Here is a 13,925-nt window from a genome sequence, read left to right as displayed (position 1 = left end):
CTCACCCGCTCGTCACCTCCACCTGTCCGTGCTCCACGCGCCAGCACTCGCTGGTGCAGGCGCGCGCGAAGGTGGAGTCGTGGCTCACCAGCAGCAGCGCGCCGGGGTACTCGCGCAGGGCCGCCTCCAGTCGCTCGATGGAGGGCAGGTCCAGGTGGTTGGTGGGCTCGTCGAGCACCAGCGCCCAGGCGTGCTGACCCAGGCCCCGCGCGATGAGCAGCTTGCGCACCTCACCCGGGGACGGCTGCTCCGAGCCGAGCAGTCGCTCCGGGTCCACGCCGAGCGCGGCGACGAGGGACAGCACGCGGCCCTTCTCCTCGGGAGGCAGCGCGCGCACCGCGTCCAGGGTGGCCCGGGCCTCCTCGGCGCCCACGTCCTGCGGCAGGTACAGGATGCGCTCGCGCGGCACGCGGGTGTTCTCCAGCAGAGCGCGCACCAGGGTGCTCTTGCCCGCGCCATTGGGACCCTCGATTCGCACGCGCGCCTCGCGTCCCACCGACAGCTTCACCGGACCCAGCAGCGGCACGTCCCCCGCGCGCAGCTCCGGCGCATCCAGCGTGATGAGCCACGGGTTGGGCGAGCGCACGTAGTCGACGAAGACGGAGCGGCCCATCGTCTTGTCCGCGTGGAACTCGCCCACCGCGTCGCTGACCCGCTCCAACTCCCGGCGGAGGACGCCCACGCGGCGGCCCGCATGGTTCTCCGCCCAGCCCGCGACGACGGACGCGCCCATGGAGCGCGCGTCGTTGTCGTTCTTGTCCTTGAGCCGCTTGCGGGTGCTGCGCGCCGCGTCCGCGGAGGCCTGCTCGCGCCGGGCCTGGTCCAGCATCCGGGCCGTGCGCTTCTGCTCCGCTTTGGCCTGCTGATAGGCGCCCAGCTCGGCTTCACGCTCGGCCTCCCAGTGCTGCTTCGCCGCCAGGTAGGCCCCGGGCCACAGCCGCGCGTCGCCGCCGTGCACGCGCAAGGTGTTCGTGGTGAGTGACTCGAGCAGCGGCCGGTCATGTGACACCACCACGCCCACGCCCTTGAAGCGCTTGAGCGCGGAGACGAGCCAGGCCCGGGCCTCGGCGTCCAGGTGGTTGGTGGGCTCGTCGAGCAGCAGCACGTGCGGCTCGGCCGCGAGCGCCGCGCCCACCTGCCAGCGCTTGCGCTCTCCCGGTGACAGCGTGGACCAGCGCTCCAGCGCGGAGACGTCCAGGCCCAGCTGTCCATGCAGCCGCCGCGCGAGCGAGTCCCACGACTCGGCGAACTCGGTGATGTCGGGCGTGAGCGCCTCGACCTCCTGACGGCACAGCCGCAGGGTGGGGGAGGGCGGCTCGAACTGGAGATGCCCCTCGGTGGGCGTCAGCTCTCCGGCCAGCAGGCGGAGGAGCGTGGACTTGCCCGCGCCATTGGCGCCCACCAGGCCCGTCCAGCCCGCGGGCAGGTGGAAGTCGACTTCGGAGAGGACGGTGACAGCGTCGGAATAGGCGTACGACACGCGATGCGCGCGGAGGGATGACATATGAGGCGAACTCCTGAATCCAGGGCGCGAGCACGCACGAGGCGGCTCAGCGCGATGACGACTCGAACGACCTGGGACTCAGCGGTTCTGCCTCAAGGGGGAATCGACCTCGCGTAGGGAGGGGTTGTCAGGCCCTCCGGTGGATGCGTGCCTTCAATCTATGACGCGCGCCGGGGCGGATTGCAACCCCGACCTGCCCGCCGTCCAGGTCCGACGGCGGGCGTGAAGCCTTCCAGACAGCGACGGCGGCTACTCGTCCTGCTCGGTGGGCGGGCGAGGGCGCCGAGGCGGCACGGCGGGGACGCCGGCGAGCGTGGCGGACTCGGAGAGCACGTTGCCCCGGGCAATCGCCTGCGCGCTGAGGGCCGCGGCGGTGGGCACCTGCCGCTGCGCGGGGACCTTCGCCTTGGCGGCCTCCTCGTCCTTGAAGAAGACCTCCTTGAGCGCGGAGACGGCGCCGAGCGTGGCGGTGGCCTCGTAGGGGATGAACATCTTGTTGTCCCCCTTGCTCATCTCCTGGAGGGTCTCCATGTAGCGCAGCGCGAGCACCTCGGGGGTGGCGCGGCCGTTGTGGATGGCCTCGAAGGTGAGGCGCGTGGCCTCCGCCTTGCCCTCGGCCTCCAGCATGGTGGCGCGCTTGTGGCCCTCGGCGCGGGCGATCTCCGCGTCGCGCTCGGCCTCGGCGCGCAGGATTCGGGAGATCTTCTCGCCCTCGGCCTGGAGGATGGCGGCGGCCTTGTCGCCCTCGGCCTTGGTCACCTCGGCGCGGCGCTCGCGCTCGGCGGTCATCTGCTTGGCCATAGCGGACTTGATGGCCTGGGGCGGCTCGATCTCACGCAGCTCCACGCGCGTCACCTTCACGCCCCACTTCTCCGTGGCCTCGTCCAGCACCATGCGCAGGCGCGTGTTCACCGTCTCGCGGCTGGTCAGCGTCTGGTCCAGCGTCAGGCCGCCCATGACGTTGCGCAGGTTCGTCATCGTGAGCTGCTCGATCGCCAGCGCCAGGTTCTCCACCTGGTACAGCGCCTTCGCGGGGTCGACGATCTGGTAGTAGATGACCGAGCCGACCTCCATGTTGACGTTGTCGTGGGTGATGACCTGCACCGTCTCGAAGCCCATGACCTGCTCGCGCAGGTCCACCATGGTGCTGCGCATGTAGCGGTTGCCCGTGCGCATCTCGATGGGGCGGGGGCTGTCGATGAACGGGATGAGGATGTTCAGCCCGCTGGTGGCCACGTCGTGGAACTTGCCCAGACGCTCCACCACCATGACCTTGGCCTGGGGAACGATGCGCACGCAGGTGTAGAGCAGGAAGCCCAGCGCGCCCACCACGGCGAGTAGAAGTACGACCGTCCCTGCGTCCATCAGCGCTTCTCCTGGTTCTGTTCCCCGGGGGGAACCGATGACAGCGTCGCCGAGGGGCGGCGCACCCAAAGCTTGAGTCCTTCGACCTGCTCCACGGTGACCAGCTCGCCCGCGAGGATGGCGCCCGTCAGCGAGCGGGCCATCCACAGCTCGCCGTTGATGCGCACCGTGCCCCCGTGGGGCGCGTCGATGGCCTCCGTCACCACGGCCTCCTGACCGACCATGGCCTCGATGCCCGTCTTCAAGTGCGAGGCATCCCGCATGAAAACGTTCTTGAACAGGGTGCGCGAGGCGGTGATCAACCCGATGGCCACGGCGCTGAAGAGCCCGAGCTGGACGATGAAGGTCAGCCCCAGGCCCGCGGCGAGCGAGGCGACGAGCGCCCCGGCCGAGAACCACACGAGCCCGAAGCCGGTCAGCTTCAGCTCCAGCACCCCGAAGACGAGGGCGGCGGCGACCCAGAGCTGCCATGCGGAGGGGAACAGGTCCATGAAGGTCTCTTTGTCAGTCGATTCCCCTCCCTGTCAAACGGGGGTCGGCCGGGACGAAAGCGTCCTTCAGGACTGAGAGGGCCAAAGGCGCCGCGTCCCCTCAACGCCGGACATTTCCAGGCTATTTCACCCGGAACAGCTCCCGCGTCTCGACGATGGGCTGATAGCCGCCGACGGTCCGGGTGAAGAGCAGTCGCTGGGGGACGCCCGTGCTGTCGCAGTCCAGGGCCTCCAGGGCGAGTGTCTCCTTGAAGACGAGCGTGTGCTGGAGGGGTTTGGAGTGGGAGGTGGTCTTCTCGATTCCGACGGTGCGGGGTGGCTCCTGGGGGCGGACGGGGTAGGACTTGGCGGGGCGGCGGGTGACGATGAACTCCACCTTGGCGGGGGAGCGCTCCAGGTCGAGCACGTAGTCGCTGGTGTCCCGGTGGCTGGGGCCCGCGGTATCCGGGGTCAGGCTGTCGAACTGCACGTGGGTGTCCGCCCAGTAGGCGCCCCGCTCATCGCGGTGGAAGCGCACGGTGAGCGTGTAGTTGTTCTTGAGCAGGGCGTCATTGGCCATGCGGACCAGCGGGTCCTTGAGCTGCGCGTCGGTGAGGGGTGTCTGCCATTCCTTGAACACGCGCCCCTTGTAGGTGCCCAGGTACAGCTCGCGGTTGACGCCACAGGGGGCGGGCTTGCGGGAGGCGTAGCGCGTTTCCGCGCCCTGGCCTGGCGACGGGAACAGCAGGGCGGACGCGAGGATGAACAGGAAGGGAAGGGCGAAGCGGTTGAGGCCGTGCGACGACATGGGTCCTCCTCGTCGGGAGATGACGGGGCGACATGGGCCGATGCCGCCCTCCGGAGCGACTCGCGCCAGGAATGGGGCGAGAGCCGAGCGGACGACGACGGTAGGCACCGCGCACGGGCGTGACAGGGATTCTCAGGAGTCGAGCGTTGCTGCGCGGACAGCCTCGCGGGGTGTGGCGCGCGCGTGTCCGAGGTCGAACGAGGACCTCGGACGAAGGGCTGTCTGGAAACGTCGTGGCTACGGGCTCAGGGTCATGAAGAGCTCGGCGACGCCGTCCACGACCTGCGGGTGGTCCTGGGGCTCCGCGCGGAAGCCACACTTCTCGAGGACGCGGACGGAGCCGACGTTGTGGACGGCGACGCACGCGTGCAGCGGACGTGTCGGCTCCACCGTCAGGAACTCCGAGAGCGCGCGGGTCGCGATGCCCCGACCCCAGTGCTCCCTGCCAATCCAATAGGCGATGAGCCGCTCGCCGTTCTGCTCCCAGCTGCTGATGTACCCGGCGACCTGTCCGTCGACGACGATGGTGCGGGTGACGTTCTCGGGGCGGAGGACCTTCGTGCGCCAGTGCGTCATGAAGGCCTCGCGCTCCCGGGACGGGAAGGCGGCCATGTGCAGCGCGACCGGGTCGCGTTGGTGCTCGAAGAAGAGGGGGAGGTCTTCGTCCGTGACGTTGCGCAGGTGCATCAAGAGGGTCCAGCCTCCACGAGTCGGGTGCCGCGGCGAGTGTAGCCCGCGGCCCCGCTCGCGATGACTGGAATGCAAGGTGGGGGAGGGCGGCCCGAGCGCGACCGCCCTCACGTCCTCATCGGCCCGCGGGGAGCGTCCCCGCCTTCAGGCTGCTCTGGTAGTCCACCTGCCACCGCGCGGGGAGCCGCGCGAGCAGCTCGGCCGTCAGCGCCGCCCGGTCCTTGAACTCGTAGGCGCGCTGCATGGTGACGTCGCCGACCAGGAAGCCGTTGGCGTACAGCGTGCTGCCCTTGGCCTCGCGCTTCTCCTGGAGCGAGCTCCGGTCGAGCTTCAGGTTGTGCACGGCACCCGCGAACATCTCGCGGTCCGCCTTCACCAGGGTGGAGATGCCCGAGTCGGTGAGGACGCGGTTGCCGACCTTCAGCTCCTCCGCCCACACCACCCCGCGGTCCGGCGTCATCACCGGGTGGGTGCCCGTCAAGAGCAGGTCATGGCCCACGTCGTCGCGGAGGCGGACCATCTCGATGCTCTCGGTGCCCACCGTCGTGTCCGCCACACGCAGCGCCTGGCCCGAGCCGTCCGTCACCACGCGGGCTCCCTGGGCGATGCGCTCGATGGGGGCGCTCTTTCCTCCCGCGAGCTTCACCTGGGTGCCCGCCGCCAGACAGCTGTAGGAGATCTGGATCTTCGGCATGCACACCATGCTCGGCGTGAAGGTGGGCGACGAGGAGAACTGCTTGGTGACCTGCGTGGGCCTCCCCAGGCGGTTCATGGTCACGTCGATGCTCATGAACAGGTCCACGTCCTCGTAGGGCTGGAAGAAGACCCCGGTGAAGACGCCCTGGTTCTGGGGGATGTCCCACTGCACCTGCCGTAGGTCCGAGGGGTTGATGGTCAGCCAGTTGAAGAAGGTACCGAAGGCCATCTCCCGAGGACCACCGCTCTCCTCGACGAGCTTGGCGTACGTGCCCGGCGTGTTGTTGATGCTCGTCACCGGGAAGGGGAAGGTCATCGTCCCCTTCAGCGGAATCTGCACCTGCTGGAAGTTGACCAGCGGGTAGTCACAATCGCCGTTGTTGCGCTGCAGGCAGATGGTGACGATGTTGTCCGGCCTCGCGGCGGGTGCCAGGTCCCTGGGGTGGACGATGTCGCAGCCCGGCGACGGGGAGACGGTGGCCGACTTGTAGAGGACGTACTCCTGGCCACCGAAGGAGACCAGGCTGGCCGAGTCGACGTAGAGCAGCGGATCCCGGGTCAGCGGGAGCACTCCCGTGGCGCGGGCCCACAGCTTGCGCCCATCGGCATAGACCTCGCCCCACCCATAGTCAGACACCTGGTTCTGCTGGGTCTCGTCCCAGACCACCACGTCCAGGAAGCTGTAGTCCGCGCCTCCCTGCACGGTGGAGAACGCCGTCGCCTCGAAAGTCCTCCCGTCCGGCCCGACGATGACCTTGCCGATCAAGTGGTCCCTGGGGGCCTCCGCGGAGACCTGGGCGCTCACGCCCTGCCTGCGCGCGGCGTGACGCTCGCGCACCGACTGGAGCATGGCGAAGAACTGGGGATACTTCTCTGGGGTCTTTCCCGCGGCCGCCACCCGGGCTCGGAGGAAGCGGTACTGGGCCTCGTCGGACAGGTCCAGCGCGACGACACCACCGTGCCTCGCGGCCAGTGCTCGCACCTGGGACAGGTCTCCGGGGCGCAGCTCGTTCGAGCCCGGCGCCTCGGTGGGGCTCTGCCCGGAGTCCTGGGGGCTCTCCTTCTGGCATCCGGCCAGGGCGAGGCTCACGGTGAGCAGCAACGACAAGGGAGCAGCATGTCTGCAAAGACGTCGTGACATGGTCTACCTCTGGGGGTGGGACTGCGGTGAGAGCGGCCGTGCCAGTGCACGCGTGTCCGTCCCTGGGGAGGAACGTGGGGTGGATGACAGGGATTGGCAAAGGCATATCAAGAGTTGTTATTCATTGACATCCGTCAGGGTCCCGCAAGGTTCCGAACAAAACAAAGACATCGATTGGAGGCATGGAAGGGCGAGGAGGCCTGGTGGTTTCCCACGAGGCGACATGGGGGTTTCCACGGTGGGACAGCTCGGTGATAAGCGTCCTCCATGTCGAAGATCCTCATGGCGGCCCACCCCACGGCGGGCCACACCAACGCCCTGCGCGCCATGGGCGTGCGGCTGCGTGAGCTGGGGCACGACGTCGCGATGGCGCTCGCCGCGCCGCCGCTCCCTTTCTCGAACCTCTGGCCGGAGCCCCTGCGCGTGGCGACGACGCTGCCCCAGGCCATCCAGCGCGACGGTCTGCGGCTCATCCGGCTCCAGCCCGCACCCGCCATGCTCTGGTACGGCGCCCGTATTCCGCACGCTCGGGGCGTCGACGAGCTGGCCCTGGCGCTGCGTCTGTTCACCGCCGGGATGAAGTCGCAGGCCCGCCACCTCGCCCGGGAAATCGAGGCGTCCGGCATCGACGTGGTGCTCGGCGACTACCTCATGCCCGCGGCGCTGCTCGCGGCCCGGCTGACGAGGCGGCCCTACGCGGCGTTCTACCACTCCGCGCTGCCTTTCCCCGTGGAGGGTGCGTCTCCCTTCGGCAGCGGCCTGCCGGACGACGCGCCTCGCGACGAGACCTGGGCGCGCGCGGAGCAGGCCACCCAGGCGCTCGGCGCGTGGTTCGATGCCCGGGTCGCCAGGGATGCGCGAGCGTTGGGCGTGGGCCTGCGCCCTGGCGGTTTGCTCTCCGCGCCCATCTCCGACGACCTCAACCTGCTGGCCACCCTTCCGGAGCTGGAGCCCGGGCTGAAGCCGCTCACGGGGCCCGTGGAGATGACCGGCCCCTGTCTTCCCCGTGCGCGGGACGCGGACCGGGACGACCCCGCGCTGCGCTCCCTCCAGCCCGGACGTCGCCACGTGTACGTGTCGCTGGGGACGGTGTTCAACGGCCAGCCCCGCGTGTTCGACGCCATCCTCGACGGACTGGCGCGACACGACGTCCACACCGTCGTCAGCGCGGGCGCCAGCTTCGGGCGGCTGGAGCGACGCGCGGGCCCGCGCACGCTCGTGTTCCGTCAGGTGCCCCAGGTGCCCCTGCTGCGGCGCGTGGACTTGGTGGTGACACACGGCGGGAACAACACCGTCCAGGAGTCGCTCGCCGCGGGTCGCCCCATGGTGGTGATTCCCTTCGGTGGGGATCAGCTCGCGAATGCGCGCCGCGTGGAGCGGCTCGGCGTGGGGCGCGTGGTGCTCCCCTCGGCGCTGGAGGCCTCCTCCGTCGCGAGCGCGCTCTCCCGGCTCCTGGAGCCCGCCGTCACGACCCGGGCCCGCGCGCTCGCGTCCTCGATCGAGGGCGTGGACGGAACCGAGCGCGCGGTGCAAGCGGTGCTGCGACTGTCGAAGTGAGCGCGGTGGCGCCGCTCAGTCCTGGACCCAGCGGAACGTCACGCGATCCCCGCCGGTGAGCCGCGCCGAGAGGTTCGAGAGCTCATACACGTCGGTATGGGTTCCGAAGAGGCCCTTCGACTTGCTGAAGAGGAAGCGGGTCGACGGATCCAGCACGATGCTCGACCACTCCGAGTTGGTGTCGCAGCCCGCGGTCGAAGGCGACGGCCAGTTGCACCAGCTGTTGCCGGACTCGTTCCAGACCTTCCACGGCTGGCTGCTGCTGAGGAGGGTCACCTGCTTCCAGCGACTGATGTTCGACGCGGACTGGAGGCGGAACTCGACGACGTTCGAGGCCGCGACGCCGTGGTCGATGGTCACGTCGATGAGATCTCCGTCCGGCAGCTCGACGCGCTCGGTCATCGGGAAGAGCGCCTTGTCACACGTGAAGCACGTGTGCGTGATGTCCCCGGGGGACGTGCAGCCGCTGGTGGCGTACTCCGCGGCATACAAGCCGTCGGCGGCGCAGAACGCACATGAGTGCGCGTAGACGCTGGTGGCGCAGGAGAAGACATACTTCACCTGCGTCGCGGAGAAGTCCGCCCAGGAGATGCCCGTCGCCGCCATGGCGGAGACGCTTCCACCCACCTCTTCCCGAGGGGGCTCCGGCTGGGTGGGCTCCGCGGGGACGCCAGGCGTCCGTCCATCCTCCTGGGGGCCACATCCAGCGCCTCCCACGAGGCCAAGGCCCAGCACGGTCGAGACGAGCCAGTTCCGCATCTGCATGGTGTGTCTGCTCACGGGTGACGCCCAGGGCGGGCGCGACGCATCGGGCTGCTCGAGCGACGAAGGTTCGGGATGGAAAGACACGGCAGCCGCCAGGCGCTCGCGGACCGTGTGCCGGTTGCCGCGAGTGCCTCGGTCCACCATGGATACGCACAGCCCGCAGAAAGCTGGCTGCGGGCGGCGGTGCTTTCTTCCCGACGCGCGTCAGGGCTTTCGCTGGGCCGCCGCGAGGAAGAAGGGCTTCGCCGCGTCATCCGCGGCCTTCCGGTACTCGGGGATGCGGCCGCGGTCGGAGGCGGCGAGGGCGGCCTTCAGCTTCGGGGCGTCGAGGTCCTGGGTGTAGCAGGGCGTGCCCGGCTGCTGGCGCCAGGAGCCCTCGAGGTCTCCGGCGTCGACCGGGTCGAAGCCGAGCTCGTCGATGAGGCGCAGGACCTTCGCCTTGGCCTCGGGGGCGCCGGCGACGGGGAGCGCGACGCGGCCGGGCGTGCCCGGAGGTTGGCTCTTGTCCGCGAGGGACTGGGAGTAGATGTTGTTGAAGGCCTTGACCACCGGCCTGCCGAGCCGCTCGCTGACCCAGACGCTCTCCGTCTTGCCTTGCTCGAGCTCGGGGATGGCGCCGTCCCGGGTCGGGTAGTAGTTGCCGGTATCGATGATGACCACGTCGGCGGGCACGCCCTGGAAGAGGTCCTTGGGCAGGTCCATCACCGCGCGCTGGGGGATGGTGACGACCACGACCTCGCCGCTCTTCGCCGCCTGGGCCGCCGTGACGGCCGTCGCGCCGATCTCCGCCGCGAGCTCCCGAATCGAGTCCGGTCCCCGCGAGTTCGCCAGGGAGACCTGGTGGCCCAGCTTCACCCACTTGCGCGCCAGCGTGGCGCCGATGTGGCCCGCTCCGATGATGCCGATCTTCATGTGTGCCTCCTGGAAGGAGGGGAGCCGGCCATGCGGGCTCCCGACCGATGGGGCACGCCTGATAACCAGCTCCTCCGACGCCTGCCCGGAAGAAATCCATCTTTCGCGAAGTCGGACTGTCCCGCACGGAGTCTGGCGGGAGGCGACTGCTTGCCCCGCTACGACATGACAGGCGGGGCAATCGCGCCGGGCGGACCGATGCCTGTGTTTCAAGGCGCGCCAGCGCCCAGACCAATGGACGTGGAGGCTGCCCGACAGGGGGGAAGGGCGGAGCCGACCTCTGAAAACGATCTCCTGCCCCCTGCGCTGCTGCGCGATCCCTCGAATCAACCAGGGGACGGAGATGCCAGGGAGGCAGGATGCCGTTCCTCATGGGAAGAGGCGTCGCCTTCCCTCCGTCGGTACCCAGGCCGTGCGTTGCCCACCGGCTTGGGGTTCCGTGAAGGATGTGCTGGGCTCACTCCCGCAGTCCCAGCGCAGTCCCTCGTCACGGAGGATGCATGAAGAAGATCGTGTTGCTGTCGTGCGCGCTGCTGTGGGTCACCGCTTGCGGTGGTCCGGAGGCCCCGGAACCTCTCACCCCCGAGGCCCCCATCGAGGACCTCGTCTCGCAAGGAGATCTTGCCCCGACGTACTGGTACACCTGTCAGCTCCCGTGTCGGGCGGGCTTCTGTCCCACCAGCTCCATCCCATACCCAGACTGCTCCTCGGGTATCCGCTACACGTGCACGCCATGCATTGGGGGGCCTGACCCTCTGTGATGCACGTGACGTGAGTCCTTGTGAGAGGGGGGGCGGAGAGCGCCCCCCCCAGTCGCGCGTCCCGTTCGCCGAAGCGTGTCGACCGTCTCCCCGTCAAGCTGGGAATGAATGTCCCGGGAAATGTCCCACGGAATGAGGGTCATGCGTCTCGCCTGGCGGGACGTGCCCCCGCTGGCGCCCGTGCCGGGCGAGACTGACGACGGGGGCGGCAATCGGCCCAGGGTGAGGTCCGTGCGTGCGCGAGCCGGCGAACGAGGTCGAGCAGACCGAGGGCTACTACCGTCGCTATGGCGAAGCCGTGCATCGGCGGTGTCTGCGACTGCTCGGCGATGAGGCGCTGGCCTGGGATTCGACGCAGGAGGTCTTCCTGCGCGTCCACTCCAACCTGAAGCAGCTGCGCGCCGCGGGCTCCGCCTTGTCGTGGCTGCTCACCGTGGCGGACCGACAATGCTTCTCCGTGCTGCGCCGCCAGCGCACCGAGGCCACCCATGCGCTGTCTCGACTGGCGCCACTTCCGGAGGCCCGCGCATCGCCGGAGGCAGCGCTGGAGCGGCTGCTGGTGGACGCGGACCTGGTCAGGCGGGTCCTCGCGCACTGTCCGGAGGACGTCCAGCGCATCGTCGCCCATCGCTTCATCGACGAGCTGGAGCAGGAGCAGATCGCCACGCTGCTCGACGTCTCCCGCAAGACGGTGCAGCGCAAGCTGCAGACCTTCTTCGACACCGCGCGGCGACTCCTGGAGGTCGCCCCCCGCACCGAGCCTCGAAAGGGAACGGCCCCCGCATGAACCCCACCTCCATCCCTCGCTTCCCGGGCGTGCCGGACCTCCTGCTGGAGCGCTACCTGTGTGACGAGCTCTCCCGGGAAGAGGCCCGGCGCGTGGAAGAGGCGGCGCGCGTCTCGCCCGAACTCGCGGCGCACCTGCGGGAGCGCCAGGCCGAGAAGGCCGCCTTCGCCCTCGTGCGCCCCTTCGGCCCGGTGCGGGCCCGACTGGAGACCCCGCGTCCGGGCCGCTGGCGCGGGCTCTGGCATTGGAGCCATCCCGTGCTGGTGCTCGGCGTCGTGCTCGCGGCGGTGCTGCCCCGGCTCGTCACCCTCGAGGAGGTGGAGAAGGTTCGCGTGCGCGGCGGGCTCACCGCGCGAGTGCTCGTCAAGCGAGGTGACGCGGTCTTCGAGCAGGGGCCCGGTGTGGTGTTGCGCCCCGGAGACCGGGTCCGGGTGGAGGTGGAGGACGTCAACGGCGGCGCGCTCTATGTCCTGGCGCTGAGCGAGCGCGGCCGCGTCACACCGCTCCAGGGCTTCGAGGCCACCGGCGGCGCGTTGTCCATGGGGCCAGGCCGATGGGTGCTGCCCGGGAGCCTGGAGCTGGATGCCGCCCCCGAACAGGAGGCGCTGGTGGTGGTGCTCGCCTCCGATGCCCCGAGTGCTCCATCGCCCCAGACCGTCCAGCGCTGGCTGGAGCACGCGGCGAGGGAGACGGCCTTCCCCCCGTCACCCTCGCCGCTCCCTGGCACCCGCCACACCGTCCACGTCCTCCCCAAGGAGCTGCCATGAGGACGGTGCTGCGCTTCGGTGTCCTGCTCGCCCTGGTCGTTACCTCCGTCGCGAGCGCGGAGAGCCGGTTCTCCATCAGCGTGGGCCACAACCTGGGCCGGGACACGGACGAGCCTTTGCGCTGGGCCCAGCAGGACGCCGAGCGCATGGACGCCGTCTTCGGCCAGCTCGGCGGAGTCCCCGAGGACCGTCGTCTCCTGCTGCGGGGGGAGTCCGTCTCCAATCTCAAGCTCGGGCTCGCGCGGATGCGAGGCCGCATCGAGGAGGCGCGGCGCGCCGGAGAGCGCACGCTGCTGTTCTTCTTCTACTCGGGCCACGGTGACGAGTCGGCCCTGCGCCTGGGCGGCGAGGCGCTCCCGCTCGCGGAGCTGCAACGCCTGCTGTCGGAGGTCCCCGCCACCGTCACCGTCGCGGTGCTGGACGCCTGTCACAGCGGCGCGCTCGTGCGAGGCCGCTCCAAGGGCCTCAAGTCCGCGCCCGCGTTCGACATCTCCTTCCTCCGCCAGGTGGGACCGCAGGGGCGCGTGTTCATCGCATCCGCGGGGGCTCACGAGGTGGCGCAGGAGTCGGACAGCCTCCGGGGTTCGTTCTTCACGCACCACCTGATTTCAGGCCTGAGGGGCGCGGCGGACGTGGACGCCGATGGCCGCGTCTCGCTCACGGAGGCCTATGGCCACGTCTACCACCGCACCCTGGCGGGCTCGCACGCCTCCACGGCGGCGGTGCAGCACCCGGAGCTGTCCAGCCAGCTCGCGGGAGAAGGGGACCTGTTCCTCACCACGCTCTCGCGGGCCCACGCGCAGCTCGAGCTGCCACCACGGGTGGGAGACAGCGTCGTGCTCGTGGACGAGCGCACGTTGCAGGTCATGGCGGAGGTGGAGCCCCGAGGTGAAGAGCCGGTGCGCGTCGCGCTGCCAGCGGGTCGCTATCGGGTCCAGGTGCGGCGAGGCCCCCAGGTGCTCTACGGCAAGGTGTACCTGCCCTGGGGCGACAAGCAGCGCCTGGAGCCCGCGTCGCTGGAGGTCCGCACGCTGGCCCTGCACCAGCGCAAGGGCGCGCTCCTGGAGTCCAGCAACTGGCGGCTCCAGGCGGCGGTGGGCGCGGGCCGCTCGTCGACGCAGCTGGGAGGGTGGGGGCCTCAGGTGGGAGTGCTGCTCGCGAGGGAGAGCTCCGGTGGGCTTGGGTTGTCCTTCCTCGGAGGACTCAGCCTGGGGGGCACCCGGGGCGCAACGAACGCGCAGAGATTCGAGCAGGTGGAGCTGGGGCTGTGGAGTGGCCTGGGCCTCGCGGGCTCGGTGGGGCGAGTCTGGATGGGAGCCCACGCGGGCCTCGGTGTGCTGGGCCTGGCTCAGCGCGCGACGAGCCCGGATGCGGAGCGCCGCCGCGAGCTGGGCCTCCCCACGCGACGGACACGCACGGGCGCGGGCGCGGCCACCTTCGCCGCGCTCTCCGCGGAGGTCCCGGTGAGCGCGCGCACGGGCCTCTTCGCCCGGCTGGGCGGCCATGTCGCGCTGATGCGCGAGGACGAGAAGCTCAGGACGCAACTCGCGCCACAGTTGATGCTGGGTTGCACCTGGGGGCTGTGAGCGTGGGTGGCATGTCCCACGTGAGTCCGTCCACGCGTCTCCTTGCTCGCATCGACTGGATGGCGCGAGCGCTTCGAGAAGAGGGCGCGCGGGTTCGCCGGCTGATGCCTGTCACG

Annotated in this window: 12 protein-coding genes; 4 read left to right on the top strand and 8 right to left on the bottom strand. The window is 70.0% G+C overall.

The window, feature by feature from the left end; all coding sequences use genetic code 11:
• Position 1: 1 nt before the first annotated feature.
• The 6 genes from OWM54_RS00420 to OWM54_RS00395 form a co-directional block, all read right to left on the bottom strand.
• Positions 2 to 1,504 carry an ATP-binding cassette domain-containing protein gene (locus OWM54_RS00420; protein ID WP_267696306.1) on the bottom strand — a complete coding sequence of 501 codons (1,503 nt, stop codon included), beginning with the start codon at positions 1,502 to 1,504 and terminating at the stop codon, positions 2 to 4.
• A gap of 249 nt (positions 1,505 to 1,753) precedes the next feature.
• A complete protein-coding gene (locus OWM54_RS00415; protein WP_223748769.1) occupies positions 1,754 to 2,869 on the bottom strand; it encodes an SPFH domain-containing protein in 1,116 nt (371 codons plus the stop codon).
• The gene (locus tag OWM54_RS00410; protein WP_223748768.1) at positions 2,869 to 3,360 is read right to left on the bottom strand and encodes an NfeD family protein; all 492 of its coding nucleotides are present in this window, start codon (positions 3,358 to 3,360) and stop codon (positions 2,869 to 2,871) included. Before OWM54_RS00410 ends, OWM54_RS00415 begins: the two co-directional genes overlap by 1 nt.
• A gap of 121 nt (positions 3,361 to 3,481) precedes the next feature.
• Positions 3,482 to 4,147, bottom strand: coding sequence for a hypothetical protein (locus OWM54_RS00405; protein WP_223748767.1), 666 nt, complete (start codon positions 4,145 to 4,147; stop codon positions 3,482 to 3,484).
• Positions 4,148 to 4,384: 237 nt separating this feature from the next.
• A complete protein-coding gene (locus tag OWM54_RS00400) occupies positions 4,385 to 4,834 on the bottom strand; it encodes a GNAT family N-acetyltransferase (protein WP_267701072.1) in 450 nt (149 codons plus the stop codon).
• Positions 4,835 to 4,952: 118 nt separating this feature from the next.
• Positions 4,953 to 6,674 carry a Hint domain-containing protein gene (locus tag OWM54_RS00395; protein WP_267696305.1) on the bottom strand — a complete coding sequence of 574 codons (1,722 nt, stop codon included), beginning with the start codon at positions 6,672 to 6,674 and terminating at the stop codon, positions 4,953 to 4,955.
• Between the two features lie 267 nt (positions 6,675 to 6,941).
• Here OWM54_RS00395 and OWM54_RS00390 point away from each other — a divergent pair, with 267 nt between their 5' ends.
• Positions 6,942 to 8,231, top strand: a complete 1,290-nt coding sequence (locus OWM54_RS00390; protein WP_267696304.1) for a glycosyltransferase — start codon at positions 6,942 to 6,944, stop codon at positions 8,229 to 8,231.
• A 15-nt stretch (positions 8,232 to 8,246) separates the two neighbouring features.
• Here OWM54_RS00390 and OWM54_RS00385 read toward each other — a convergent pair whose 3' ends face one another.
• Both OWM54_RS00385 and OWM54_RS00380 read right to left on the bottom strand, forming a co-directional pair.
• A complete protein-coding gene (locus tag OWM54_RS00385; protein WP_267696303.1) occupies positions 8,247 to 8,996 on the bottom strand; it encodes a hypothetical protein in 750 nt (249 codons plus the stop codon).
• Positions 8,997 to 9,200: 204 nt separating this feature from the next.
• Complete coding sequence (locus OWM54_RS00380; protein WP_267696302.1) at positions 9,201 to 10,121, bottom strand: NADPH-dependent F420 reductase; 921 nt, start codon at positions 10,119 to 10,121, stop codon at positions 9,201 to 9,203.
• 783 nt (positions 10,122 to 10,904) lie between these two features.
• Between OWM54_RS00380 and OWM54_RS00375 the strand changes: the two genes are divergently transcribed.
• Genes OWM54_RS00375 through OWM54_RS00365 form a run of 3 tightly spaced genes read left to right on the top strand, consistent with a single transcriptional unit; the run spans position 10,905 to position 13,809 of the window.
• Complete coding sequence (locus tag OWM54_RS00375; protein WP_141332539.1) at positions 10,905 to 11,456, top strand: RNA polymerase sigma factor; 552 nt, start codon at positions 10,905 to 10,907, stop codon at positions 11,454 to 11,456.
• A complete protein-coding gene (locus tag OWM54_RS00370; RefSeq protein ID WP_267696301.1) occupies positions 11,453 to 12,223 on the top strand; it encodes a hypothetical protein in 771 nt (256 codons plus the stop codon). The genes OWM54_RS00375 and OWM54_RS00370 overlap by 4 nt, the downstream gene beginning before the upstream one ends.
• Positions 12,220 to 13,809, top strand: coding sequence for a caspase family protein (locus tag OWM54_RS00365; protein ID WP_267696300.1), 1,590 nt, complete (start codon positions 12,220 to 12,222; stop codon positions 13,807 to 13,809). Before OWM54_RS00370 ends, OWM54_RS00365 begins: the two co-directional genes overlap by 4 nt.
• The last annotated feature ends 116 nt before the right edge of the window (positions 13,810 to 13,925 follow it).

It is taken from the genome of Myxococcus sp. MISCRS1 (assembly GCF_026626605.1).
GTDB lineage: Bacteria > Myxococcota > Myxococcia > Myxococcales > Myxococcaceae > Myxococcus > Myxococcus fulvus.
This window is presented reverse-complemented; position numbering and strand designations above follow the sequence as displayed.

Coding starts and splice junctions, on each gene's coding strand:
- OWM54_RS00370 (WP_267696301.1), top strand. CDS start 11,453: ATGAACCCCACCTCCATCCCTCGCTTCCCGGGCGTGCCGGACCTCCTG.
- OWM54_RS00365 (WP_267696300.1), top strand. CDS start 12,220: ATGAGGACGGTGCTGCGCTTCGGTGTCCTGCTCGCCCTGGTCGTTACC.
- OWM54_RS00400 (WP_267701072.1), bottom strand. CDS start 4,834: ATGCACCTGCGCAACGTCACGGACGAAGACCTCCCCCTCTTCTTCGAG.
- OWM54_RS00390 (WP_267696304.1), top strand. CDS start 6,942: ATGTCGAAGATCCTCATGGCGGCCCACCCCACGGCGGGCCACACCAAC.
- OWM54_RS00405 (WP_223748767.1), bottom strand. CDS start 4,147: ATGTCGTCGCACGGCCTCAACCGCTTCGCCCTTCCCTTCCTGTTCATC.
- OWM54_RS00410 (WP_223748768.1), bottom strand. CDS start 3,360: ATGGACCTGTTCCCCTCCGCATGGCAGCTCTGGGTCGCCGCCGCCCTC.
- OWM54_RS00385 (WP_267696303.1), bottom strand. CDS start 8,996: ATGCAGATGCGGAACTGGCTCGTCTCGACCGTGCTGGGCCTTGGCCTC.
- OWM54_RS00420 (WP_267696306.1), bottom strand. CDS start 1,504: ATGTCATCCCTCCGCGCGCATCGCGTGTCGTACGCCTATTCCGACGCT.
- OWM54_RS00415 (WP_223748769.1), bottom strand. CDS start 2,869: ATGGACGCAGGGACGGTCGTACTTCTACTCGCCGTGGTGGGCGCGCTG.
- OWM54_RS00395 (WP_267696305.1), bottom strand. CDS start 6,674: ATGTCACGACGTCTTTGCAGACATGCTGCTCCCTTGTCGTTGCTGCTC.